General features: G+C 63.6%; 24 protein-coding genes, 1 tRNA gene and 2 riboswitches. Of the genes, 16 read left to right on the top strand and 9 right to left on the bottom strand.

From position 1 onward, the window contains the following. The first annotated feature begins 138 nt into the window (after positions 1 to 138). The 5 genes from dnaK (at position 139) to pyrF (ending at position 5,810) form a co-directional block, all read left to right on the top strand. Complete coding sequence (gene dnaK / locus ABY454_RS02705; protein WP_372928635.1) at positions 139 to 2,064, top strand: molecular chaperone DnaK; 1,926 nt, start codon at positions 139 to 141, stop codon at positions 2,062 to 2,064. A 108-nt stretch (positions 2,065 to 2,172) separates the two neighbouring features. Next, positions 2,173 to 3,330: a molecular chaperone DnaJ gene (gene dnaJ / locus ABY454_RS02700; protein WP_372928634.1), complete on the top strand. Its 1,158-nt coding sequence runs from the start codon at positions 2,173 to 2,175 to the stop codon at positions 3,328 to 3,330. 162 nt (positions 3,331 to 3,492) lie between these two features. Continuing rightward, positions 3,493 to 4,521 (top strand): AI-2E family transporter, encoded by a 1,029-nt coding sequence (locus ABY454_RS02695; RefSeq protein WP_372928633.1) that lies wholly within the window; start codon positions 3,493 to 3,495, stop codon positions 4,519 to 4,521. A gap of 12 nt (positions 4,522 to 4,533) precedes the next feature. Further along, positions 4,534 to 5,097, top strand: coding sequence for an NADPH-dependent FMN reductase (locus ABY454_RS02690; RefSeq protein WP_372928632.1), 564 nt, complete (start codon positions 4,534 to 4,536; stop codon positions 5,095 to 5,097). Beyond that, positions 5,094 to 5,810, top strand: coding sequence for an orotidine-5'-phosphate decarboxylase (gene pyrF, locus ABY454_RS02685; RefSeq protein WP_372928631.1), 717 nt, complete (start codon positions 5,094 to 5,096; stop codon positions 5,808 to 5,810). The genes ABY454_RS02690 and pyrF overlap by 4 nt, the downstream gene beginning before the upstream one ends. On the opposite strand, the gene ABY454_RS02680 is transcribed toward pyrF, so the two are convergent. Both ABY454_RS02680 and ABY454_RS02675 read right to left on the bottom strand, forming a co-directional pair. Continuing rightward, entirely contained in the window at positions 5,811 to 6,086 is a 276-nt protein-coding gene (locus ABY454_RS02680; RefSeq protein ID WP_372928668.1) for a DUF167 family protein, read from the bottom strand. It abuts the gene before it with no gap. Between the two features lie 59 nt (positions 6,087 to 6,145). Beyond that, the gene (locus tag ABY454_RS02675) at positions 6,146 to 6,439 is read right to left on the bottom strand and encodes a YggT family protein (protein ID WP_372928630.1); all 294 of its coding nucleotides are present in this window, start codon (positions 6,437 to 6,439) and stop codon (positions 6,146 to 6,148) included. A gap of 159 nt (positions 6,440 to 6,598) precedes the next feature. On the opposite strand from ABY454_RS02675, the gene ABY454_RS02670 reads away from it, so the two are divergent. Then, a tRNA-Ala gene (locus ABY454_RS02670) sits at positions 6,599 to 6,674 on the top strand. Between the two features lie 29 nt (positions 6,675 to 6,703). Here ABY454_RS02670 and ABY454_RS02665 read toward each other — a convergent pair. Next, positions 6,704 to 7,576, bottom strand: a complete 873-nt coding sequence (locus tag ABY454_RS02665; RefSeq protein WP_372928629.1) for an SDR family NAD(P)-dependent oxidoreductase — start codon at positions 7,574 to 7,576, stop codon at positions 6,704 to 6,706. 227 nt (positions 7,577 to 7,803) lie between these two features. Here ABY454_RS02665 and ABY454_RS02660 point away from each other — a divergent pair, with 227 nt between their 5' ends. The 7 genes from ABY454_RS02660 (at position 7,804) to ABY454_RS02630 (ending at position 14,432) form a co-directional block, all read left to right on the top strand. Beyond that, positions 7,804 to 8,931: a hypothetical protein gene (locus tag ABY454_RS02660; protein WP_372928628.1), complete on the top strand. Its 1,128-nt coding sequence runs from the start codon at positions 7,804 to 7,806 to the stop codon at positions 8,929 to 8,931. Positions 8,932 to 9,034: 103 nt separating this feature from the next. Continuing rightward, positions 9,035 to 9,904, top strand: a complete 870-nt coding sequence (locus ABY454_RS02655; protein WP_372928627.1) for a Ku protein — start codon at positions 9,035 to 9,037, stop codon at positions 9,902 to 9,904. 3 nt (positions 9,905 to 9,907) lie between these two features. Then, positions 9,908 to 10,555, top strand: a complete 648-nt coding sequence (locus tag ABY454_RS02650; RefSeq protein WP_372928625.1) for a DNA polymerase ligase N-terminal domain-containing protein — start codon at positions 9,908 to 9,910, stop codon at positions 10,553 to 10,555. After that, positions 10,504 to 12,453, top strand: coding sequence for a DNA ligase D (gene ligD, locus ABY454_RS02645; RefSeq protein WP_372928624.1), 1,950 nt, complete (start codon positions 10,504 to 10,506; stop codon positions 12,451 to 12,453). Before ABY454_RS02650 ends, ligD begins: the two co-directional genes overlap by 52 nt. Positions 12,454 to 12,548: 95 nt before the next feature. Beyond that, the gene (locus ABY454_RS02640) at positions 12,549 to 13,190 is read left to right on the top strand and encodes a hypothetical protein (protein ID WP_372928623.1); all 642 of its coding nucleotides are present in this window, start codon (positions 12,549 to 12,551) and stop codon (positions 13,188 to 13,190) included. Positions 13,191 to 13,287: 97 nt separating this feature from the next. Further along, positions 13,288 to 14,064 carry an extensin family protein gene (locus tag ABY454_RS02635; protein ID WP_372928622.1) on the top strand — a complete coding sequence of 259 codons (777 nt, stop codon included), beginning with the start codon at positions 13,288 to 13,290 and terminating at the stop codon, positions 14,062 to 14,064. A gap of 146 nt (positions 14,065 to 14,210) precedes the next feature. After that, on the top strand, positions 14,211 to 14,432 hold the full coding sequence (locus ABY454_RS02630; RefSeq protein WP_372928621.1) for a hypothetical protein: 222 nt from the start codon (positions 14,211 to 14,213) through the stop codon (positions 14,430 to 14,432). Here the strand turns inward: ABY454_RS02630 and cobD are convergent. Continuing rightward, on the bottom strand, positions 14,429 to 15,439 hold the full coding sequence (gene cobD, locus ABY454_RS02625; protein ID WP_372928620.1) for a threonine-phosphate decarboxylase CobD: 1,011 nt from the start codon (positions 15,437 to 15,439) through the stop codon (positions 14,429 to 14,431). The two genes, ABY454_RS02630 and cobD, sit on opposite strands and share 4 nt — an antisense overlap. Here cobD and cbiB point away from each other — a divergent pair. Beyond that, entirely contained in the window at positions 15,438 to 16,403 is a 966-nt protein-coding gene (cbiB, locus tag ABY454_RS02620) for an adenosylcobinamide-phosphate synthase CbiB (RefSeq protein WP_372928619.1), read from the top strand. The two genes, cobD and cbiB, sit on opposite strands and share 2 nt — an antisense overlap. Here cbiB and ABY454_RS02615 read toward each other — a convergent pair. The 5 genes from ABY454_RS02615 to ABY454_RS02595 are packed head-to-tail and all read right to left on the bottom strand — an operon-like array spanning position 16,387 to position 19,965. Then, the gene (locus ABY454_RS02615; RefSeq protein ID WP_372928618.1) at positions 16,387 to 17,847 is read right to left on the bottom strand and encodes a cobyric acid synthase; all 1,461 of its coding nucleotides are present in this window, start codon (positions 17,845 to 17,847) and stop codon (positions 16,387 to 16,389) included. The genes cbiB and ABY454_RS02615 overlap by 17 nt on opposite strands. A gap of 3 nt (positions 17,848 to 17,850) precedes the next feature. Further along, positions 17,851 to 18,468: a cob(I)yrinic acid a,c-diamide adenosyltransferase gene (gene cobO, locus ABY454_RS02610; RefSeq protein ID WP_372928617.1), complete on the bottom strand. Its 618-nt coding sequence runs from the start codon at positions 18,466 to 18,468 to the stop codon at positions 17,851 to 17,853. Then, positions 18,465 to 19,004, bottom strand: a complete 540-nt coding sequence (gene cobU, locus ABY454_RS02605; RefSeq protein ID WP_372928616.1) for a bifunctional adenosylcobinamide kinase/adenosylcobinamide-phosphate guanylyltransferase — start codon at positions 19,002 to 19,004, stop codon at positions 18,465 to 18,467. Before cobU ends, cobO begins: the two co-directional genes overlap by 4 nt. A gap of 1 nt (position 19,005) precedes the next feature. Further along, complete coding sequence (locus ABY454_RS02600) at positions 19,006 to 19,749, bottom strand: CbtA family protein (RefSeq protein ID WP_372928615.1); 744 nt, start codon at positions 19,747 to 19,749, stop codon at positions 19,006 to 19,008. A gap of 21 nt (positions 19,750 to 19,770) precedes the next feature. Beyond that, a complete protein-coding gene (locus ABY454_RS02595; protein ID WP_372928614.1) occupies positions 19,771 to 19,965 on the bottom strand; it encodes a CbtB domain-containing protein in 195 nt (64 codons plus the stop codon). A 36-nt stretch (positions 19,966 to 20,001) separates the two neighbouring features. Next, positions 20,002 to 20,203, bottom strand: a riboswitch (cobalamin riboswitch). 77 nt (positions 20,204 to 20,280) lie between these two features. Further along, positions 20,281 to 20,476, top strand: a riboswitch (cobalamin riboswitch). Between the two features lie 95 nt (positions 20,477 to 20,571). Here ABY454_RS02595 and ABY454_RS02590 point away from each other — a divergent pair. After that, on the top strand, positions 20,572 to 20,985 hold the full coding sequence (locus tag ABY454_RS02590) for a DUF1636 family protein (RefSeq protein ID WP_372928613.1): 414 nt from the start codon (positions 20,572 to 20,574) through the stop codon (positions 20,983 to 20,985). After that, positions 20,986 to 22,020, top strand: coding sequence for a cobalamin biosynthesis protein CobW (cobW, locus tag ABY454_RS02585; RefSeq protein WP_372928612.1), 1,035 nt, complete (start codon positions 20,986 to 20,988; stop codon positions 22,018 to 22,020). Position 22,021 lies beyond the last annotated feature (1 nt).

Here is a 22,021-nt window from a genome sequence, read left to right as displayed (position 1 = left end):
ACCGCGGAGCCCTGCCGCCCTTGGCCGGCGGCCAGGGGCAGCGAAACGATTGGGGACCGATCAGCGCCGAAAGATGCGCGATTTTTATGGGTGCCGCACCAGGGCCCGGACGGTTTGCCAGAAAAGAGAGGCTCGCAAATGGCGAAAGTGATTGGAATCGACCTCGGCACGACCAACTCGTGCGTCGCGGTCATGGACGGGGCAAACCCCAAAGTCATCGAGAATGCCGAGGGTATGCGCACGACCCCATCGATGGTGGCCTTCACCGACGACGATGAGGTCCTCGTTGGACTGCCGGCCAAGCGCCAGGCGGTCACCAATCCCGAGAACACCTTCTTCGCCATCAAGCGCCTGATCGGCCGCCGCTGGGACGACCCCACGGTCGCCAAGGATCAGAAGCTCGTCCCCTACAAACTCGTGGAGGCCGACAACGGCGATGCCTGGGTCGAGTCTCACGGCAAGAAATATTCGCCCTCTCAGATTTCCGCCTACATCCTTCAGAAAATGAAGGAGACCGCCGAGTCCCATCTCGGCCAGACCGTTGAGCAAGCGGTCATCACCGTCCCGGCCTATTTCAACGACGCCCAGCGCCAAGCGACCAAGGATGCCGGCAAGATCGCCGGCCTTGAGGTCCTGCGCATCATCAACGAGCCGACGGCGGCAGCGCTCGCCTACGGGCTTGACAAGAAGGAAGGCCAGACCATCGCCGTCTACGATCTGGGTGGCGGTACATTCGACGTTTCGATCCTGGAGATCGGCGACGGCGTGTTCGAGGTGAAGTCGACCAATGGCGACACCTTCCTCGGCGGCGAGGATTTCGACATGCGCATCGTCGATTACCTGGCCGATGAGTTTAAGAAAGAGCAAGGCATCGACCTGCGCTCGGACAAGCTCGCGCTTCAGCGCCTGAAGGAAGCGGCCGAGAAGGCCAAGATCGAGCTGTCGTCGACGCAGCAGACCGAGGTGAACCTGCCCTTCATCACGGCTGATCAGTCCGGCCCGAAGCATCTGACCATGAAACTCACTCGCGCCAAGCTGGAGAGCCTGGTAGAGGATCTGATCAAGCGCACCATCGCGCCGTGCGAGGCTGCGCTGAAGGATGCCGGTCTCAAGCCCGGCGAGATTACCGAAGTGATCCTGGTCGGCGGCATGACGCGCATGCCGAAGGTCGCGGACACCGTGAAGACGTTCTTCGGCAAAGAGCCGCATAAGGGCGTGAACCCGGACGAGGTCGTCGCCATCGGCGCCGCCATCCAGGCCGGCGTGCTGCAGGGCGACGTCAAGGACGTCCTGCTGCTCGACGTCACGCCGCTGTCGCTCGGCATCGAGACCTTGGGCGGCGTGTTCACGCGCCTGATCGATCGCAACACCACGATCCCGACCAAGAAGGGCCAGGTGTTCTCCACCGCGGAGGACAACCAGAACGCCGTGACCATTCGCGTCTTCCAAGGCGAGCGCGAAATGGCGGCGGACAACAAAATGCTCGGTCAGTTCGATCTCGTTGGCATTCCGCCGGCGCCGCGCGGCGTGCCGCAAATCGAAGTCACATTCGACATCGACGCGAACGGCATCGTCAACGTGTCGGCAACCGACAAGGCGACCGGCAAGGAACAGTCGATCCGCATCCAGGCCTCCGGCGGCCTCGCCGACGCTGACATTGACCGCATGGTCAAGGAAGCGGAGAGCCACGCCGAGGAGGACAAGAAGCGCCGCGAGTTGGTGGAAGCCCGAAACCAGGCCGAGGCGTTGGTTCACTCCACCGACAAGATGCTCGCCGATTTCGGCGACAAGGTTTCAGCCGAGGACAAAGCCGCGATCGAAGCGGCCGTGGCCGAGCTCAAGACCGCTGCCGAGGGCGAAGACCCCGAGGCCATCGCGCAGAAGGTCGACGCGGTCGCCCAAGCCTCCATGAAACTAGGCGAGGCGATGTATCAGACGAGCCAGGGCGCTGCTGGCGGTGAAGAAGAAGGCGGACCGTCCGCCGAAGCCGGCAGCCCCGACGAAGATGTCGTCGATGTCGACTTCGAAGAGGTCAAGGACGACGACGACAAGAAGTCGGCGTAACGGTATTTCACGGCGTGGAGCTCTCGAGTGAAAGAGGGCTCCACTTGCGCCCAACAAGAGGTCCCGCGCGCCGCTTAGGATGAGCGGTCGCGAAGGTCCGGAGGGGTGATGGTTAAACGTTGTTATTACGACATTCTGGGCGTTGAGCGCAGCGCGGGCGATCCTGAGATCAAGTCCGCGTTCCGTTCGCTCGCCAAGGAATGCCATCCCGACCGGTGCAACGGCGACCCCAGCGCTGAAACACGCTTCAAGGAAGTCAACGAGGCCTACGAGGCCCTGAAGGACCCGCAACGCCGGGCGGCGTATGACAGGTTCGGCCATGCCGCATTCGAGAACGGCGGCGGCGGCTTCGGCGGTCCCGGACATGGCTTCGGCTCGGATTTCTCCGCCTCCATGTCGGCGATGTTCGACGATCTGTTCGGTGAGTTCATGGGTGCGGGTGCGGGCGCGCGGCGTCCCCGTCAGCGCTCAGGCCGCGAGCGCGGCGCCGACCTCCGCTACAACATGGAGATCGAGCTCGCCGAAGCCTATGAAGGCAAGACGGCGCAGATTTGCGTTCCCACATCCGTCACTTGCGATTCTTGCGAAGGATCGGGCGCGAAAGCCGGCACGGTGCCAGCGGCGTGCCGCACCTGCAACGGCATGGGAAAGGTCCGCGCGAGCCAGGGCTTCTTCACCATCGAGCGTACCTGTCCCGCCTGCCAGGGCCGTGGTGAGACGATCGAGACGCCGTGCCCGTCGTGTAACGGCGCCGGCCGCGTTATGCGCGAACGCACTCTGTCCGTCAGCATTCCCGTCGGCGTGGAGGACGGAACGCGTATCCGTCTCGCCGGCGAAGGCGAAGCGGGCTTGCGCGGCGGCCCACCGGGCGACCTGTACATCTTCCTGTCGATCAAGCCGCACGAGTTCTTCCAGCGCGACGGCGCCGATCTGTTTTGCCGTGTGCCGATCGCCATGACGACGGCGGCACTTAGCGGACAAGTCGAGGTGCCGACCATCGACGGCGGCCGAAGCCGCGTGAAGATTCCCGAAGGCACCGAGAGCGGTAAGCAGTTCCGCCTGAAGTCGAAAGGCATGCCGGTGCTGCGCTCGAAGCTGCAAGGCGACCTCTACATTCAGGTCGAGGTCGAGACGCCGAAGAACCTCACGCGCAAGCAGCGCGACCTGCTGAAAGACTTCGAAGATGCCTCCAACCCGGATACCAGCCCGGCCTCGGCCGGATTCTTTGCCCGGGTGAAGGAGTTCTTTGAGGGTATCAGCGACTAGCGCCTATCCCTTCCCACCTCCTTTGACGTAGATTGGTGAGACGAGCCCTTCTTCCGCGCGCCCGTTTCACCTCAGTGCCGCGCGCCATAGCCAAGCAGGACCGCCATGGCCCGCGAGCCCGCAAAGCGCAGCACCAAACGCCCCGCAAGCTCTCCAGCGCCCATGAGTGCTGGTCAGGCCGCGAAGATCACCGTGGCGGTACTCGCCGTCATCGCGCTCGCATTTGCGCTGTGGTACGCGCAAACGGCGATTCTGCTCTTGTTCGCCGGCATCCTGCTCGCCATCGTGCTCTACGGCGCCAGCCACGACCTTAGCGAATTGACCGGCTTGCCCCGCCTCCTGATGCTCGCGATTGTCTCGATCGCTGTGGCGTTAGGCCTTGCGCTTGCCGCCTGGACGGCGGGACCGACGCTCGCCAATCAGATCGCATTGCTGGCGGAAAGCGTGGCTGCCGGTGTGACGACACTCACGACCGAGCTTTCCAGCTTCGTCAAGCACACGGCGTTTCTAAAGAGTATCGATCTCGCCCAGCTGCTCGGAAACTTCATGAGCCAGTGGGGCATCGCCACCGGCGCCACGTCCGTGGCGATTTCGCTGTTCGGCTTGTTCAGTGCCGGATTGATCGTCGTGTTCTTCGGCGTCTACCTCGCGGCGGACCCACACACTTACGTCAACCTCCTCGCGCGGCTCGCCCCGCCCGAGAAGCGCGGCAGGGTGGTGGAGCTTCTGTATGAGACGGGCGAGTTGCTCCGGCGCTGGCTGATCGGCCAGTCGATCACCATGTCGGTGATCGGCGGGTTCACCTTTGTCGGCCTTCTGATCCTCGGTGTGCCCATCGCCTTCGTGCTCGCAATGTTCGCCGGCTTAGCGTGCTTCCTGCCTTATCTCGGCCCGATAATCGGGGCGATTCCGATCCTCCTGGTCGCGGGCGGCGAGAGCTTCCACATGGCGCTCTGGGCGCTCGGCCTTTACGTCTGCGTCCAGTTTCTGGAGAGCTATCTTCTAACGCCGCTTATCCAGGCGCGCGCGGTGTCTATGCCGCCGGCGGCCGTGATCCTCAACCAGCTCGTGTTTGGCGCCGTGTTCGGCCTTGTCGGGCTCGCGCTGGCCACGCCGCTCGCCGCCGCCGCTACCGTGCCTTTACGTGAGGTGTTCGGTATTGGCGAGAACGGCAACACCAAGAAGACATAACGGGAGACTTGTATGCGTCTATTGTTCTTTGCCGGCAGCGCCCGGAAGGGCTCACACAACAAGAAACTTGCCCGACTGGGGCAACACATCGCCGAAGCGAACGGAATCGAGGCCGTCTTTGTCGATCTCGCCGACTTTTACATGCCGATTTATCACGGCGACCTGGAGGAAGCAGAGGGTGTGCCCGAGCGCGCCCGTGCCTTCAAGGCGCTGCTCGACGAGTATGATGGCGTGATGATCGTGACCCCGGAGTACAACGCCTCCGTTCCGGCGCTTTTGAAGAACACGCTCGATTGGGTGTCGCGGGTCAAAGCGGAGGAAGACGTGTTCAAGACGCGCGTCTTCGCGATCTCAGGTGCGTCGCCCGGCTATTACGGTGCCATGCGAAGCCTGTTGCAACTTCGCGAGATTCTCAGCGTGGGCCTTGGCGCCACCGTGATCCCGCAACAGATGGCGCTGCCGCGAGCCATGCAGGCGTTCGAAGAAGACGGCAGCTTGAAGGACGACAATCAGCAAAAGATGTTTGCCGACGTGGTCGAAGCGCTGGCAGTCGCTACGAGGAAGTTTGCCGCATGACAACGGACACCGTATCTCCAAAGGACCGCATCATCGTGGCGCTGGACGTCCCCCACGTGGACGAGGCGCGCGCGCTCATCAAGAAGCTTGGCGACAGCGTCGGCGTGTTCAAGATCGGGCTCGAACTGATCTACGCGGGCGGCTTGGCGCTTGCCGAGGAACTTGCAAAAGACGGACATCGTGTGTTTCTCGACGCAAAGCTCCTCGACATCGAGGCAACGGTCGAGCGTGCCACGGCCGCCATTGCCAAGACCGGTGCACATTTTCTCACCGTGCATGCGACTGACCGCAAGACGCTCAACGCCGCCGTGCGCGGCCGCGGCGATTCTGCGCTCAAGCTTCTCGGCGTGACGGTGCTGACCAATCTCGACCGCTCGGATCTATCCGAACAGGGCATCGACATGCCACCGCTGGCGCTGGTGCAGGAGCGCGCGCGGCTTTCGCAAGATGCGGGCTTCGACGGCATCGTCGCTTCGGGCAAGGAGGCGGCGGCGCTCCATGAGCGCTTGCGCAACTTTTTGATCGTGACGCCGGGGATCCGCCAGGCGGGCACCGACGTTCAGGATCAGACTCGCGTGGTGACACCGACGATCGCGGTCCAGTCGGGCGCGGATTATCTCGTCATCGGCCGTCCCATTACGCGCGCCGACGACCCGCGCGCGGCGGCGCAAGAGATTGCCGAGGAGATCGCCGGCGCAATCGAGGCCGGCTGATCAGAGCGCCACGATCCGCGCTGCGATCAACGCTGAGAGCATGACCGCATCGCCTTCGATGGCGACCTGCTTCAGGCGCGAATTGGCGCCATGGCTGACCGTGACCTTTGAGGCAGGGACGCCAAGCCATTTGGCGATCAGCGTCTCCACTGCGGCATTGGCGCGGCCTGCTTCGGGCACTGCGGCCACGCGCGCCTTCAGCACCGTCTCGCCGGCAAAGTCCTGAAGGCCCTCGACCGCATCGTGCGCCGACTTTGGCGTCAGGCGAACGGGCAGGATGACGCCTTTGGCGGTCTTGCGGATATTGAGGCTTGAGGCCGTGCCGTCGGCCCTGGCTAGACGACAGCCGGCAGGATCCAGCCGAGCAGCACCACGTCGCGGATGAACAACAGCAGGAGAATCAGGATCACCGGCGAGATGTCGATGCCGCCGAGACTGGGCAAGATACTCCTGATCGGGCGCAAGGCCGGTTCGGTGATCCGGTAGAGCGCGTCCGCGATGGTCAGGACGATACGGTTATTGGTGTTGACCACGTTGAAGGCGATCAACCAGCTCAGAATCGCGCTCGCGATCACCACCCAGATGTAGAGATCGATCACAAGGACGAGAAATCCGATCAAAGGCACCATAAAAGACCCCTCCTGGCGCGGCCGTGTGGTCCATGTAGCGGAGAGGTGTAGGCGAGGGCAAGCCTTGAGAGGGCCTGGATGCCGTTTGTCCCGCTTCCACTGCCGCGGCGGGCCATCGCTTGACAGGTATGGAGGCCATTCCCTAAATGCGGACTTCCTGGGGCCGTAGCTCAGTTGGGAGAGCGCAGCAATCGCACTGCTGAGGTCAGGGGTTCGATTCCCCTCGGCTCCACCAAATCCCCAATCGTCATACCCGCGCGGAGCTCAGTCGCCTGAAGCCTGATCGGGATGCTTCTGGGGCTTCGGTTCTTTCAGGTTTCCCGCCGCGTCGCGGACCCGGAAGAACCAGCCCACCGCGGGGATCAGCATCACACCTGGGATGAAGCGCACGCCGCTCGCGATAATCCGGTTGACCCAGCCTTCGACAATCACCCAGTTGCCGCGCATGAACCGCCGGTAAGCCGCTTCGGCCGCCTGTTCGGCACTGTGCCGGGGCAGATAGACCATGTAGCGCGAATGCTGAGCGCCGCCCTTCTCGTGGATCGTGGTGTCGATGGGACCAGGGGTGGCGACGCAAATGCGAACCCCGGTGCCGAAGACCTCCCAAGCGAGCGATCGGCTCCAGGCGATCAGGAACCCCTTGGTGGCGGCATAAGTGGCTTGATAGGGGACGGGCATGAAGCCTTCCAACGAGGCCACGTTAAGCACGCCGCCTTGCCCCCGCGCGATCATGTCCGGCAGGAACCGGCGCGTGAGGTCGACCGCCGCGCGCACATTGAGATCGACTTTTTGTACAAGGATGTCCTTGTCCAGATCGTGAAAGAAGCCGGCCGTCATAATCGCGGCGTTGTTGACCAGCGACTCGCAGTAGAGCCCGTTTGCGTCGAGAGCCTCGGCCACGCGGTCACAACCTTCGCTCGTCGACAGGTCGCACGGCACGTAGTGAACAGCGACGCCGTATTTGTCCGCCGTCTCGCGCGCGATCTCAGCGAGCGCCGTCTCGGTGCGGGCGACGAGCAGCAATGTGTGGCCGCCCTTGGCGAATTCATCCACGAGCGCGCGGCCAATGCCTTGCGTCGCGCCGGTGATGATGGAGGCAGGCGCCAGCGGCTGCGGTGTTTCACCAGATGCGTTCATGTCCATCCAATGCCACTTGCTGAGCGCTCAGATACGTCCGAGCACCCCTTGCACGCAAGCCCATACCCTACCATCTGTGGCCGCGCGCGGGCGCCGTGTATTCCGGTAACCCTCATGCCTCCAATGGGTTGGGGGCCGGCTGGGCGCCGCGCTAGAATGTTACTGATTCACGTTGGCTGTTATTTGTCAGACTTGGAAAACGCTGCGCAATGTCACCAATCGCTTCCTTGTATCTTCTCCTTTTCGGGACGCTTTCGCTTGTGGGCCTCGCGCCCGCCCTCGCCGAACCCAGCCTAAGCGAGGCGATCGAGACCGCCGATGCCAGCTATCTGGCGGGTCCGGAGAGCCGCACCATTGACGACACGCTCAAAATCGTTGCCGGCGGCGGCGAGGAAGGCCTGCCGCCCGTGGACGAGGAACTCGTCCTCGGTCCCTTGCGCGTGACGCTGACCTATGTCGAGGAAGGACTGGGTGGCGGGGCACCGGCCGACAACGGCGAGATTCCCCTGGAGGACATCCCGGCGGATGCCATGCTGCCGGGAGAGTTCGACCTTGGAGAAACGGTCGCGCGCCTGGCCGTCGTGAGGGTCCATCTCGAAGACCCCAACGCAGCAGATCGCGTCGCGGCAAGCGCTGAATCGGAGATCGGCGGTTCCGACCAGACGGACGGTGAGGCCACCGGTCCACGTGTCGTCGCCGAACTTCGCGGCCCGAGCACCGGCGTTTCCGATCCGCCGGTTAGCATCCAGATCGCGGAGCTCGATCCAGGCAATGCCCATCCAGAAGTGGTGGTGTCGTTCTTCACCGGCGGCGCGCATTGCTGCTCGGTGAGTCAGGTTGTGACCGGCAACGCCGACGGCTCCGAATGGACCACGGTCGATGTCGGTGAATTCGACGGCGGGCCTTTATTGGCAGTCGATCTCGACGGCGACGGCACTTACGAGTTCGAGACGCGTGACAACGCCTTCCTTTATGCGTTTGCCTGCTATGCATGCTCGCAGGCGCCGCTTCAGGTGCTTGCGCTTCGCAGCGGCAAGATCAAGAACGTCAGCGCGGAGCCCCGCTTCAAGCCGGCCCATGCGGCCTGGCTCAAGGATATGATCGTGGGCGTACCCGAAGAGGACGTGAACGGCTTTCTGGCTGGCTATGTGGGCCAGAAAATCCGGCTCGGCGAGGGCAAGCAGGCCTGGGACTTGATGCTCCGGCACCACGACCGGAGCGCCGATTGGGGGCTGGAAGTCTGCGATACAGAACGCGACGAGGGCGGGGAATGCCCTGGCCAGACCACGAAAGTCACGTTTCCTGAGGCGCTCAAACGCATGCTTAACAAAAACGGCTATATGATAGGGGGCTGAGCCCGCCCTCAAGCAAACGCCGGGGCCGGCGCCCTTCCCAACCTGGCCTTACCTGCCAAGGGATCCGGGGAGGTTTTACGCGTTCATGTAAGGAGTACGGCGCATGGCACCGCGCGCTTTCTGGACCGGCCATTTGCGGCTGTCGCTCGTCAACATCCCGGTCAGGCTCTATCCGGCCACCACGTCCGAGCGGGCAATCGCCTTCCACCAGATTCACGAGCCGACGGGCAAGCGCGTGCGCTACCAAAAGATCGTGCCCGAGGTCGGCGCGATCGAGAACGAGGAGATCGTCAAGGGCTACGAGTACGAGAAGGGAAAATATGTCCTGATCGACCCCACGGAGATCGACGAGCTCAAACTGGAGTCCAAGCAGTCGATCGAAATCGTCCGCTTCGTCGACGAGGACTCCATCGATACGCGCTATTTCCAGACGCCCTACTATTTGATGCCGGACGGCGACATGGCCGACGAAGGCTATGTGCTCCTACGCCGCGCGCTAACTGAAACAAAGAAAGTCGGTGTCGGACAATTCATTTTGCGCGGCCACGGCAACATCGTCGCCATCAAGCCCTTCGAGGAGGGCCTACTCTTGGAGGTGTTGCGCCATGCGGACGCTATTCGGCCCGCTCAGAAACTCTTCGATGAAATTCCAGATGTGAAGATCGACAAGGAAGCGCTCGAGCTGGCCAAGGAACTCGTCACGCGAAAATCAGGCGAGTTCGAGCCCGAGCAGTTCAAGGACGAATACGCCGCCGCCGTGTGGGAACTCATCCAGGCTAAGCTCGAGGACCGCGCGCCGGACATCGTCACCGAAGAGCCGGGCGGCGCGAAAGTCATCAACATCATGGACGCGCTGAAGAAGAGCGTAGGCAAGCGCAAAGGTTCAGGCGCGAAGCCGCGCGCCAAAAAAACCGCGCCCTCGCGGTCGAGCGCCAAGAAGACAGCGCGCGGCGCGAAGCGCAAATCGGCTTAAGCTATGACGCGCGCCCGAAGTGACGATCCGCTTGCCACCTACAAGGCAAAGCGGGACTTCGGCAAAACGCCCGAGCCCGGGCCGAAGCGCGTGCGTAAGACAGGCAACAGTTTCGTCATCCAGAAGCACGCGGCGCGGCGGACCCATTTCGATTTCCGCCTGGAGCATGACGGCGTGCTGAAGAGCTGGGCCGTCACCAAAGGCCCGAGCCTCGATCCGTCCCAGAAGCGGCTTGCCGTTCAGACCGAAGATCACCCGCTCGAATATGGCGGCTTCGAGGGCGTGATCCCGAAGGGCGAATATGGCGGCGGCCCGGTGATGATCTGGGACGAAGGGACGTGGGAACCCCTCGACGATCCCGACGAAGGGCTGGCCAAAGGCGATCTGAAGTTCCGGCTGCACGGCAAGCGCCTCCATGGCGACTATGTGTTGGTCCGCATGAAAAAGGATCGCAGGGGCGGCAAGCGCGAGAACTGGCTACTGATCAAGAAGCGCGACGCTTACGCCGGCGATGGCGCGGAGCCCACGGAGGACTACGACACCAGCGTCAGATCAGGCCGTACCATGGACGAAATCGCGACAGGCGCGGACTCTGCCGTGTGGTCCTCGCGCGCGGCTCAAAAAAAAACTCCAGCGGCACAGCACACGTAAAGTCCAAGCGTGCCCGAAAGGTCAAAGCGCACGCCTTCGTCGCGCCGCAGCTTGCCACGCTCGCCGCCGACACACCGACGAGCGAGGAATGGCTGCACGAGATCAAGTATGACGGCTATCGCATCGAAGCGCGCAAAGCCGGCGACGACATCACCCTGTTCAGCCGTAGCGGGCTCGACTGGACGCAGCGCTTTCCTGGAATCGCGCGGGCGATGCAGACGCTTCCCTGCAAAAGCGCTCTGATCGACGGCGAGGCCGCGTTCGTGCTGCCGTCGGGATTGACCGACTTCAAGTCGCTTCAAGAGCACATCGATACGCCGCATGGCGCGATCCGCTACTTCGCGTTCGACCTTCTGTTTCTCGACGGCAAGGATTTGCGGAGAGAACCGCTCACGACACGTAAGGCAAAGCTGCGTGACCTGTTGGCGGCCAAGGGCGTCTCGGACTTTCTCATCTACTCCGATCACGTCGTGGGATCGGGACCCGCCTTCTTTGAGACCGCGTCCGCGGCGCATCTTGAAGGCGTCATATCGAAGAAGGCGGACGGACCTTACCGCTCCGGCCGCGGCCGGGATTGGCTCAAGACCAAATGCATCAAGAGCCAAAAGTTCGTCATCGGCGGCTTTTCCAAGTCGGACGTGCGCGGCAAGCCTTTCGCTTCGCTCTTGCTCGGCAGGTTCGATGGCGACACGTTCAACTATGCCGGCAAGGTCGGCACCGGTTTCAAGGCGCAGGACTATGCGGCCCTCGCCAAGCGCTTCAAACCGCTCATCCGCAAGACTTCGCCGTTCGTGAGCGTGCCGGCGTCGGAGAGCAAAGGCGCGGTGTGGCTTAGTCCGAAGCTCGTCTGCATGATCAACTATGCGGAGTGGACGCGCGACGGACGCTTGCGCCATCCGAGCTTTCAGGGCCTACGCGATGACAAGCCTGCGCGCGACGTCACCCGCGAAGCGTCGAACAATCCGGAGACCGCCATGGCCGCGAAGGCGAAGACAGCTGCACGCAATGTGCAATTCGGCGAGGTGACCCTGACAAGCCCCGACCGCGTGCTCTATCCCGAAATCGGCTTCACCAAGCTTGACCTTGCGCGCTACTACGACGGCATCGCGAAGGCCATGCTGCCTTACGCAGCGAGCCGGCCCATCAGCCTGGTGCGCTGCCCGCAGGGCGTCGACGGTGAGCGGTTCTTTCAGCGCCATGCCATGAAGGGCATGAGCAGGGCGATCAAGCAGATCCCGATACCGGGCGGCCAATCGAAGAAGCCGTATCTCTATATCGACGACGTGGACGGGCTGTATGGGCTGGTGCAGATCGCCGCGCTCGAGATCCATGATTGGGGCGTGTCACTCAAAGCTCTCGACAAACCCGACCGACTGGTGTTCGACCTCGACCCGGACGAAGAGCTGGACTTCGCGGTGATGAAGGCTGCCGCAGCAGAGGTGCGCGGCTTTCTTGACGACCTGGGGCTCACGAGCTTTCTCAAAGCGACCGGCGGCAAGGGCTTGCATGTGGTCGCACCGCTCACCCCGAAGGCCGGTTGGGATGAGGTCAAGACCTTTTCCAAAGCTGTGGCGGATGCGCTCGTTGTCGCGCGGCCCGACCGCTACACGGCGAACCCGCTGAAGCGGACGCGCGTCGGCAAGATTTTCGTCGACTATCTTCGCAATCAGCGTGGCAGCTCGGCGATCTGCAATTTTTCGACGCGCGCGAAACGGCAAGCAACCGTGGCAACGCCGCTGCGTTGGGACGAACTCAAGAGGCTAAAAAGCGGCGCGCCTTACACTGTCGAGAGTGTGCCCGCGCGCCTCAAGCGTCTGAAGTCCGACCCTTGGGAAGATTTTTTCAGCACACGCCAGTCGATCACGGCAAAGGCTCGGAAGGCTCTCGGCCTTGACTGAGACCTCGTGCCGCGAGGTATTTGCGCTCGATCAAGGACGCGTGCCCTCAATCTCACGTCCATTCGGCTGGCTTTTCGTGTCAACAACGCGGCCTCATGTCTGACTCTTCCCCCTGGCTCATCCTTATCGCGCTCGGCGCCTTCCACGGCCTCAACCCGGCCATGGGCTGGTTCTTTGCCGCGTCCCTCGGGCTCTTCCGCAAGAGCCGTAGCGTGATCCTGCTTTCGCTGATCCCCATTGCATTGGGCCATGCCGCCGCTATTGCCGTCGTGGTGTTCGCGGCGATCGGGCTCGGGTTCACCATCGATGCCGACACGTTCCGCATCCTCTCAGGCGCCCTGCTGATCGCGTGGGGGCTCTATCACTGGTTCTTCGGCCATCAGCATCACCTCCGCATCACGGCGGCGACGGGGCTTACAGGAATCGGCGTGTGGTCGTTCCTCATGGCCATGGCGCATGGCGCCGGCATGATGCTGATCCCGGTGCTCATGCCGATGGGGCATGTGCACACCCATATGGGCGGGCACGGCGGTCATATGGTGTCGACGGACTCGTTTGGAGTTGCCGCACTGGGGGTCATCGTCCACACCCTCGCCATGCTGATTGTGACCGGCTGCATCGCGATCCTGGTCTACCAGTCGGCAGGGCTTGAGATCCTGAAACGGCGCTGGATCAATCTCGATCTCGCCTGGACCCTGGCGCTGATCGGCATGGGGCTCTGGCTGTTGTTTGCCTGATGCGTTCTCTTTTTGTGCCGCCCGCGCCGCATATCTAGGCGCTCCGCACTCCTGCCATTGAGTATTTTTTCAGACCCTTGGCCCCATTGTGGCGTCCATGGTGGGTGTTCGTATTGCGTTTGTGGCCGCACTTCTGGTGACGGCCGCCTTCCTCAAGGCATGTGGCGGGGGCAGCGTTCCGCGGGAGGATCGCGCGGAATGGCGCGACCGGGCGGAGGCGCAATGCATGGCCTCGGGCCGCGTGCGCAAATCGTCCTATGTGAGCCAGGTCTCCATGATCAGCGGGCCGAGCTCTTGCGGCATCCGGGCACCGCTCAAGGTGTCAGCTGCCTTGGGGGGTCGCGTGCGCATCACTCCGACCGCGACCATTGGCTGCCCGGTAACGGCAAGCCTCGATCGCTGGATTCACAAATCGGTGCAGAAGGCTGCCTATCGCCAATTCGGCAAGCCGGTGGTCGAGATCAAGCAGATCTCATCCTATAGCTGCCGAGGGCGGAACGGCCGCAAGCGGGGTCCGCTTTCCGAACACTCCTACGGCAACGCCATCGACATCGCCGGGTTCCGCCTTTCGGATGGCAGGCAGATCACCGTGGTCAAGGGCTGGTGGCGCGGCTCTCGGCGGGAGAAGGCTTTCCTCCGGGACGTCTTCGCTGGCGCCTGCGATGAGTTCTACACCGTGCTCGGCCCGGGCAGCGACCGTCACCACTACAATCACTTCCACTTAGACCTGCTCGTGACCAACGTGTCCAAGGGACGCCATTACTGCCGGCCCAAGCCCCGCCGCGGGTTGTTCGCGGAGGCAGGCGGTCTGGCGGCCGACCCGGTCTCCACCGCCTCCATCAAGCCGATCCCCTTCACCGGCCCGCCGGACTAATCTTCACCAGAAACCCCTCCACTGTGGCCTGCGGGCAACGTCGCGCCTGGCGAATTGGCGATATGGTCCTCTTCGGGGATTCGCACCGGGAGTAACGCAAGACCGCAGCCATAAGCCTTTGGGCTTGGTTCGATTGGAGGGGCGCGATGGCAGCCGAATCGTTGGTCCAAATGCTTGAAGAGATCGCCATCGGGCTCAAGGCCGGCGATGAGGAAGTCTATGGCTGGCTGCGCGACCAACTCAAAGAGTGCGGCGGCAGCGAGATTTCCGTCGAGCTTGCCATGGGTGTGATCGCCAGGCTCCTGCCTGAGGAAGCACAAGGCAATCTCGAGCTCGCCGAGCACTACAGCCGCCGCTGGGCGCACTAACCGCGCAGCGCGACTTCCAGACGTTGCCAGTCGGCCTCCGCGCCGGGAAGACCGAAGCGCAGCCATGTTGGTTCCTCGGCGAACCGGCGCACGAAGATCCCTGCACGTCCCAGACGATCGAAGACTTGCGGTGCGTCATCGTGCCGGACCAGCGTGAAGAGCGGCGTGCCGCCGACCCGCGCCAAGCCTGCGGTCTCCAGCAATTCATCGAGACGCTTCCCGTCTTTCGCCAGCGCGGCGCGCGTTGCGGTCAGCCAAGTCATGTCGGACAATGCTTGCGCGCCGACCTCGAGCGCGGGCCCTGACAATGGCCAGGGGCCGAGCGCGGCGCGAAGACGCGCGGCCGCCGTCGTTGCAGCAAGCGCGACACTGAGACGAAGACCCGCCAGCCCATATGCTTTGCCAAGAGAGCGCAGAACGATGACGTTGGCCTCCTCGACGTCACCGGCGAGACTCTCTTCGCGCGGCCCAATCTCCATAAACGCTTCGTCGACGATCAACATCCCGCCGGACTTGCGTTGCCGCGCCGCAATGGCAAGCAGATCTTCGCGGGCAAAGACCCGGCCATCGGGGTTGTTTGGATTGACCACCAGTGAAAGCGCGGCCTCGCCGAGCGGGGCAAGGTCAGGCACCGTCTCGACGTCATGACCGGCGAGAACAAGCGCGCGCGCATGCTCCGCGTATGTCGGTCCGACAATACGGGTAAGGCCTGGTGGAGCCGCTCCTGCAATCAAGGTCACGAGGATCTGCATGCCCCCGGCCGGAACCACATTGGACTCATCTGGCGCGCCATAAGCGGCTGCTGCACAGGCTAACAGCTTTGCGAGCGTGTCCTCTTGTGGGAGCTGCGCAAAAACCTGCGGCGAAAGCGGGGGAATAGGGTAGGGATTGGGATTGATCCCCGTCGATAGGTCGAGAAACGGCTCGGGCGCGTCGGGGAACAGGCGCCGCGCGGCGTTCAGATCGCCGCCGTGAACGAGCGGCGCATAGGCGTTGGGAGGGATCATGGCCGCACCGCTAGCGCTTCTCGCTTTGCTGATCGAGCTCGTCGTCGGTTACCCGGACGCGATCATGAAGAAGATCGGCCATCCCGTCACCTGGATGGGCCATTTGATCGGTTTCCTCGACAAGAGCCTGAACAAGGACGGCGCGCCTGCGGAGTCGCGCCGCCGGACGGGTGCCATCGCGCTCTTCGTCCTGATCCTCGTGGTCGGCGCCATCGCCTTTATCGCCGAGACCGCGCTGCTGCTGTTGCCGTTCGGGCTGATCTTCGCCGGGGCCGCCTGCAGCACGCTCATCGCGCAGCGCAGCCTCTATATGCATGTCGCCAACGTTGCCGATGCGCTTGAGTCCAGCAATCTGGTCAAGGCCCGCAAGGAGGTCGCGCATATTGTCGGACGCGATACGGCAGAGCTTGACGAGGCTGGTGTGGCGCGCGCGGCGATCGAAAGTCTCGCCGAGAACTTCTCCGACGGCGTCGTGTCGCCGGTGTTGTGGATTTGGCTCGCTGGGCTGACGGGCGGCGCCGTCTACAAGGCCATCAACACCGCCGACAGCATGATCGGACACCGCAGCGAGCGGTATGAAAGTTTCGGCAAGCCTGCGGCGCAGCTGGATGACCTTGTTAATCTGCCGGGCTCGCGGGCGTCCGGACTTCTGATCGTCGCAGCGGCCGCGCTGACGGGCGGTGCGTCGGCCAGCGGCGCCTGGAACACGATGGTGCGCGATGCCGGAAAACACGCCTCGCCCAATGCCGGCTACCCGGAAGCGGCCATGGCCGGCGCGCTCGACGTGTCTCTCGGCGGCCCGCACCGCTATGACGGCGAGGAGACCGACGGCGCGTGGCTCGGCGAGGGGCGGCGCGATCTCAAGGCAGCCGACGTCCAAGCCGCACTCGACGTCTACGGCCGCGCGGACGGGCTGCTGATCGCCCTTGTGTTCGTGCTGGTCGCAGTTACCGCGATATTGTGAGCAGGCGATCGATATCGACATGAGCTTCCAAATGTTCGGCGAGACGATCGAGGATCGCATCGACGGATGAGTCGTAGGCAATCTGCGGCGTGCCGGCGGCGAACCGTGCCAGCCACGCGCCGCGTTGGCGGTCGTCGGCGAAAAGACCATGGACATAGGTGCCGATTACGCGGCCATCCGGCGACATCGCACCATCTTTGGCTCCGTCGGTGAGCTGCGCGAAGGCCCGCGTACAATCCGCACCCAGCGTCTCGCCCATATGCATCTCGTAGCCTGAGAAGGGTGCACCGTCGAAGGTCTCCCCCTGAGCAGGCTCCAGGCGTTTCTCGCCGGTCAAGGTTGTCTCGACGTCGAGCAGGCCAAGGCCTGCCGTGCTGCCGGGCGCGCCCTCGATGCCGTCAGGGTCGTGCACCACGCGGCCAAGAATCTGGAAGCCGCCACACAGGCCAAGCACCGCACCGCCGCGGCGAACATGCGCGGCGATGTCGATGTCGAAGCCGGCGCCCCGCAGCGCCTCCAAGTCGGCGCGCGTGCATTTCGAGCCCGGCAGGATGACGAGGCCCGCATCACCGGGCAGCGCGCTGCCGGGGCGCACACGCACGAGCTCAATGGCGGGCTCCGCCTCGAGCGGATCGAGATCGTCGAAATTGGCGATATGCGGCAGGATGGGCACCGCAACTTTAAGCACAGCGTCGTTCTTTTCCGTGCCGGCACCGTCCAACGCCAACGCGTCCTCTGCCGGGAGCGCACGAGCTTCGGCAAAGAATGGAATGAGACCAAGCGCCGGCCAGCCGGTTACGGACGCGATCTTTTCCATGCCGGTTTCAAAAAGTTTGGGATCGCCGCGAAACTTGTTGACCAGGAAGCCGACCATCTGCGCGGCGTCGCCAACGTCGATCACGGCCTTCGTGCCAACGAGACTAGCGATGACGCCGCCCCGGTCGATGTCACCGATCAGCACGACCGGCACGTCGCACGCGCGGGCGAATCCCATATTGGCGATGTCGTTGTTACGAAGATTGACTTCGGATGCGCTGCCGGCGCCTTCGACGAGGACAATGTCGGCGTCAGCTTTGAGGCGTTCGAAACTGTCTTGCACGAATTTCATGAGCTCGGTTTTTAACGACTGAAAGTCCGCCGCTTTGGCTGTGGCGTAAACGCGCCCTTGCACGATGACTTGCGCGCCGGTTTCGCTTTGCGGCTTCAACAGAACCGGGTTCATGTGCACGCTTGGGGGTACGCGTGCGGCGCGCGCCTGCAAGTCTTGCGCCCGTCCGATCTCACCGCCGTCTATGGTCACGGCCGCGTTGTTCGACATGTTCTGCGGCTTGAAAGGCAGCACTTGCAGCCCCCGCGCGACAAGCGCGCGCGCCAGCCCTGCGACGATCAGCGATTTGCCGACATCGGAGCCCGTGCCCTGGAACATGAGCGTGCGGGCGGTCATGGGTCAGAACTCGATGCCGGGCTGCGCTTTAACGCCGGCGGCAAAGTGGTGCTTGACCAGCGTCATATGGGTGACGAGGTCGGCGGCTTCGATGAGTTCCGGCTTGGCGTTGCGGCCCGTGACCACGACATGAAGATCGGGGCGCCGCGACTTCAACGTGGCGATGACTTGTTCGAGCGGCAGGTAGTCGTAGCGCATCGCAATGTTGAGCTCATCGAGAATGACCAGGCTGAAGCTCGGATCGTCCATGAGCTCGACAGCCTTGCCCCAAGCGCGTTCCGCCGCCGCGACATCGCGGGCAAGGTCCTGTGTCTCCCAGGTGAAGCCTTCGCCCATCGAATACCAGGCGACTTGATCGCCGAACTTCTCAAGCGCATCGCGCTCGGCCGTATGCCAGGCGCCCTTGACGAACTGCACGATGCCGACGCGGTTGCCCCGGCCGATCATGCGCAGCGCCAGCCCGAAGGCCGCGGTCGACTTGCCCTTGCCTGTTCCGGTGTGGACGATCAGCAGGCCCTTCTCCAGAGTCTTGCCGGCAACCTCGTCGTCTTGAACGGACTTTCGCTTCGCCATCTTGGCGCGATGACGCTCGGCGTCCTTGTCGTCGACGGCCTTGGTCATGACGATCCTTTCACGATGAGCGGCTGGCCTGCGACCACGAAGACCACCCGGCCCGCGTGAAACGCAATGCGTTGATTGAGGCGGCCTTGCGCGTCACGAAAGGCGCGGCCCAATTCATTGTCGGGCACGAGTCCGAGGCCGACTTCGTTGGAGACGACCACGGTGGTGCCGACGCGGGCGTGCAGTGCCTCCTCCAAACGCTGCGTAACCTTCTCGATATCGAACTTGGCGTGCATCACGTTGGACAGCCACAAGGTCAAGCAATCGACGAGGACGGTGGCACCACGCGGCGCCGCATCGAGAGCTTCGGGCAATTCGTGCGGCGCTTCGATGGTTTCCCAGCCTGCCTCGCGCCGCGCTTTATGCTCGGCGATGCGCGCGGCCATCTCATCGTCATGCGGCTCGGCTGTCGCGATGTAGACCCAAGGCCGAGGCCGCGCGGTGACGAGAGATTCTGCGAAGCGGCTCTTGCCGGAACGGGCGCCGCCGAGGACGAAGGTCGTCCCTTCGTCCCCGGCTGCCTCAATCTGTGTCATGTCACGCGGCGCGGATGAAGCGCTCGCGGAAATAGCCCGCAAGCCCGCCGAGCAACGCCCAGAACACGAGCGTCGTCATCGCCACGGCCACGACGAAGCTGTGATGCAGCCCCGCTGGAACCGGGCTGTCGTGACTGATCGGTTGCGGCGCGCCGATTGCGTGCGGAAGCACGAGGAGCGCGATCGCCGCGATCGTGGCGATCAGCGACCGGCTATAGAATAGAAGGCCGAGCGCAATCGCAGCGGACACCACCGTGCCGGCCCACCAAGCTTGCCGCGCCCCAAGCTCCGCCGCCGGCATGGCGGGAAGTTCCGGTGGCAGGCCTAATCCTGGCGCGAGTGTGAAGATCGTAAAGCCGGCAAGCCCCCAAAAGACCCCTTGGCGCCAACCGTGCAGGCCGCCGAATAATTCACTCGCGGCGACCAGCAGCAAAGCGAAGCCAACGCCCGTGATCAGATTGGCGAGGAAGTTGAAGAAGGTGCGTTCAAAACCGTCCTCTGGCGCCCAGCCCTCTCCGTGGTCGTGCGCGGCGGCATTCTCTTCGTGCGCGTGATGCTCGTGAGCCGCCGCTGTTGCTTCGGTGGCCTCACTTGCGTCGGTGGCCTGAGTTGCGCCTTGCCCCTCGAAGGTCTCAGCCTTGAGAATTAAGGGCACGGTGACGAAGTACTGGGCGACTGTCATGCCGAGGCCGGCCAGCGCGCCGGCGAGCGCAGCCACCACAACGATGTTGCGGAAATAATCCATGGTCCTGGTCCTCCCTGGACGTCAGTGGCAGGGAAAGGCCATGGAATGGCGGTAGTCGTGGGCGGCGTTATGGAACACCGCCATGTGGGAAAATCCCACGCCGCCAACAATGAAGATGCCGAGCAGAGCGGCTGCAAAGATCGGGACCGCGCGCGATGTCGTCAGCGCTGCGGCGTCGAGGCCCGTCGTGTCGGGCTTGGTCGAATGAGTCGTCATCAATTGTCCCCCTCTCGCCCTCCACCCGAGGGCGCGGTTCCAGGTTGAGCCGCCGGCAGGTCTCCTGGCTCGCGGGTCAACGCCTTCCCCCGGCCTTCCCGGAGACTGGCTCCAGTGGCCTTAACGAGGGCGCTCACCGCTAACAGTTGCGGGGGCAGCCGCGGAATCGGGAAAATCCCTCACCGCGTTCCCTTCTCGCGTCCCGCCTCATGCGGGAACCGACGACGGGAGCGACTATAGCGGGGTTCGCCGCCGCCGCAAGCGGGCCCCCGCGCGGCGCATTGACAGCGGATTGACAAAGGGGGGCCCCGGCCCCTTAAGTGCCTGATCGACGGTCGCTCATTTCGAGCCAACAGGGAACGCGGTACGGAAGTCCTCCAAATCCGCGGCTGCCCCCGCAACTGTAAGCGGCGAGCCGGAGCCTAAAGCCACTGGGAGGTCATTCCCGGGAAGGCGGCAAACGGCAAAGACCCGCAAAGCCAGGAGACCTACCGTCGATCTGATGGCCGGCCGGGCGGGGTGCCTCGGCGGCGGTTAGCTCGAAGGCCGGAGCTAAACTCCGGTCCCACACCCCAGACGCATGTGCCCGAGGAGCGGCTTTCCGGGGTGACTTTCACCGACATTACCCGTGACGATGACGCAGAAAACCGTTCTGGAACAACGGTCTATGTCTGCGTGACTTGCCGCAGGCCGGGCGACCCCGAGGACGGTCCGCGCCCAGGGCTCAAGCTCGCCCGCGAGACGGCGCTAGCGGCCGACGGGACGGGTGTTGCCGTGTGCGAAATCGAATGCCTCGCCAATTGCAGCCGTTCGCTCAGCGCCGCATTACGTTGTCACGGCAGCTGGACCTACATTTTCGGCGGCCTGGAGGCGGGTCGCGACGCGAAGGCCCTGATCGAGGGGGCGCAACTCGTGGCGCGCGCGGAAGACGGCTTGCTCCCCTGGCGCGGCCGCCCCGACATTCTCAAGCGCGGGCTGATTGCCCGCACGCCGCCACTCGGCTTCACGGAAGGAGACTAAATGACGTCACTCGCCCGCGTTCCTTGCACCATCGTCACCGGCTTTCTCGGCTCGGGCAAGACGACGCTGATTCGCCATGTGCTGGCCAATGCGAATGGCCGCCGGCTCGCAGTCATCGTAAACGAATTCGGCGATGAGGGCATTGACGGCGAGATCCTCAAAGGCTGCGGCGACTCCAACTGCTCAGAGGAGAACATCGTCGAGCTGGCCAATGGCTGCCTGTGCTGCACCGTGGCGGACGAGTTCGTGCCGGCGCTCGATGAGATCTTGGCGCGCAAGCCGGAAGTCGATCACATCGTCATCGAGACCTCCGGGCTCGCACTGCCGAAACCTCTCGTGCAGGCCTTCCATTGGCCGGCGATCAAGAGCCGCGTGACCGTGGATGGGGTCGTCGCCGTGGTGGATGGCGCCGCGCTCGCCGACGGCCAAGTCTCCGCCGATCTCGAAGCGCTCGCCACGCAGCGCGCGGCGGACGATGCGCTCGACCACGACGATCCCATCGAGGAAGTCTTCGAAGATCAGATCGCCTGCGCCGATCTCGTCGTGCTGAACAAACGCGACCTGCTGGACGAGCCTGGCATGAAACGAGCGATGACGACGGTTGCGGGCGCGCTGCCGCGCACAATCGGCATCGTCACTGTAGCCGAGGGCAAAGTGGACCCCGGCGCATTGCTGGGCCTCGGCGTCGGCACCGAGAACGATATTGAGAACCGCATGACCCATCACGACGCCGAAGCGGATCACGACCACGACGATTTCGATAGCTTCGTGGTGCCGCTTGGCGAAGTTGGCGATCCGGCGACCCTCGCCGCGCGCATTACCGCGCTCGCCGAGACGCACAATGTGCTCCGGGTGAAGGGCTTCGCCTCGGTTGCGGGCAAGCCCATGCGACTCCTCGTCCAAGCCGTTGGTCCGCGCGTCAGTCATTATTACGATCGCGCTTGGGGGCCATCGGAAGATCGCCAAGGCAGCGTCGTCGTTATCGGCTTGAAAGGCCTCGATCGCGACGCCGTCACCAAGTCGCTCGCCGGGTAAC

The sequence above is a fragment of the Methyloceanibacter sp. genome (assembly GCF_041573655.1).
Lineage (GTDB): Bacteria > Pseudomonadota > Alphaproteobacteria > Rhizobiales > Methyloligellaceae > Methyloceanibacter.
Note: the sequence above shows the minus strand (reverse complement) of the source record. Positions and strands in the feature narration are given on the sequence as shown.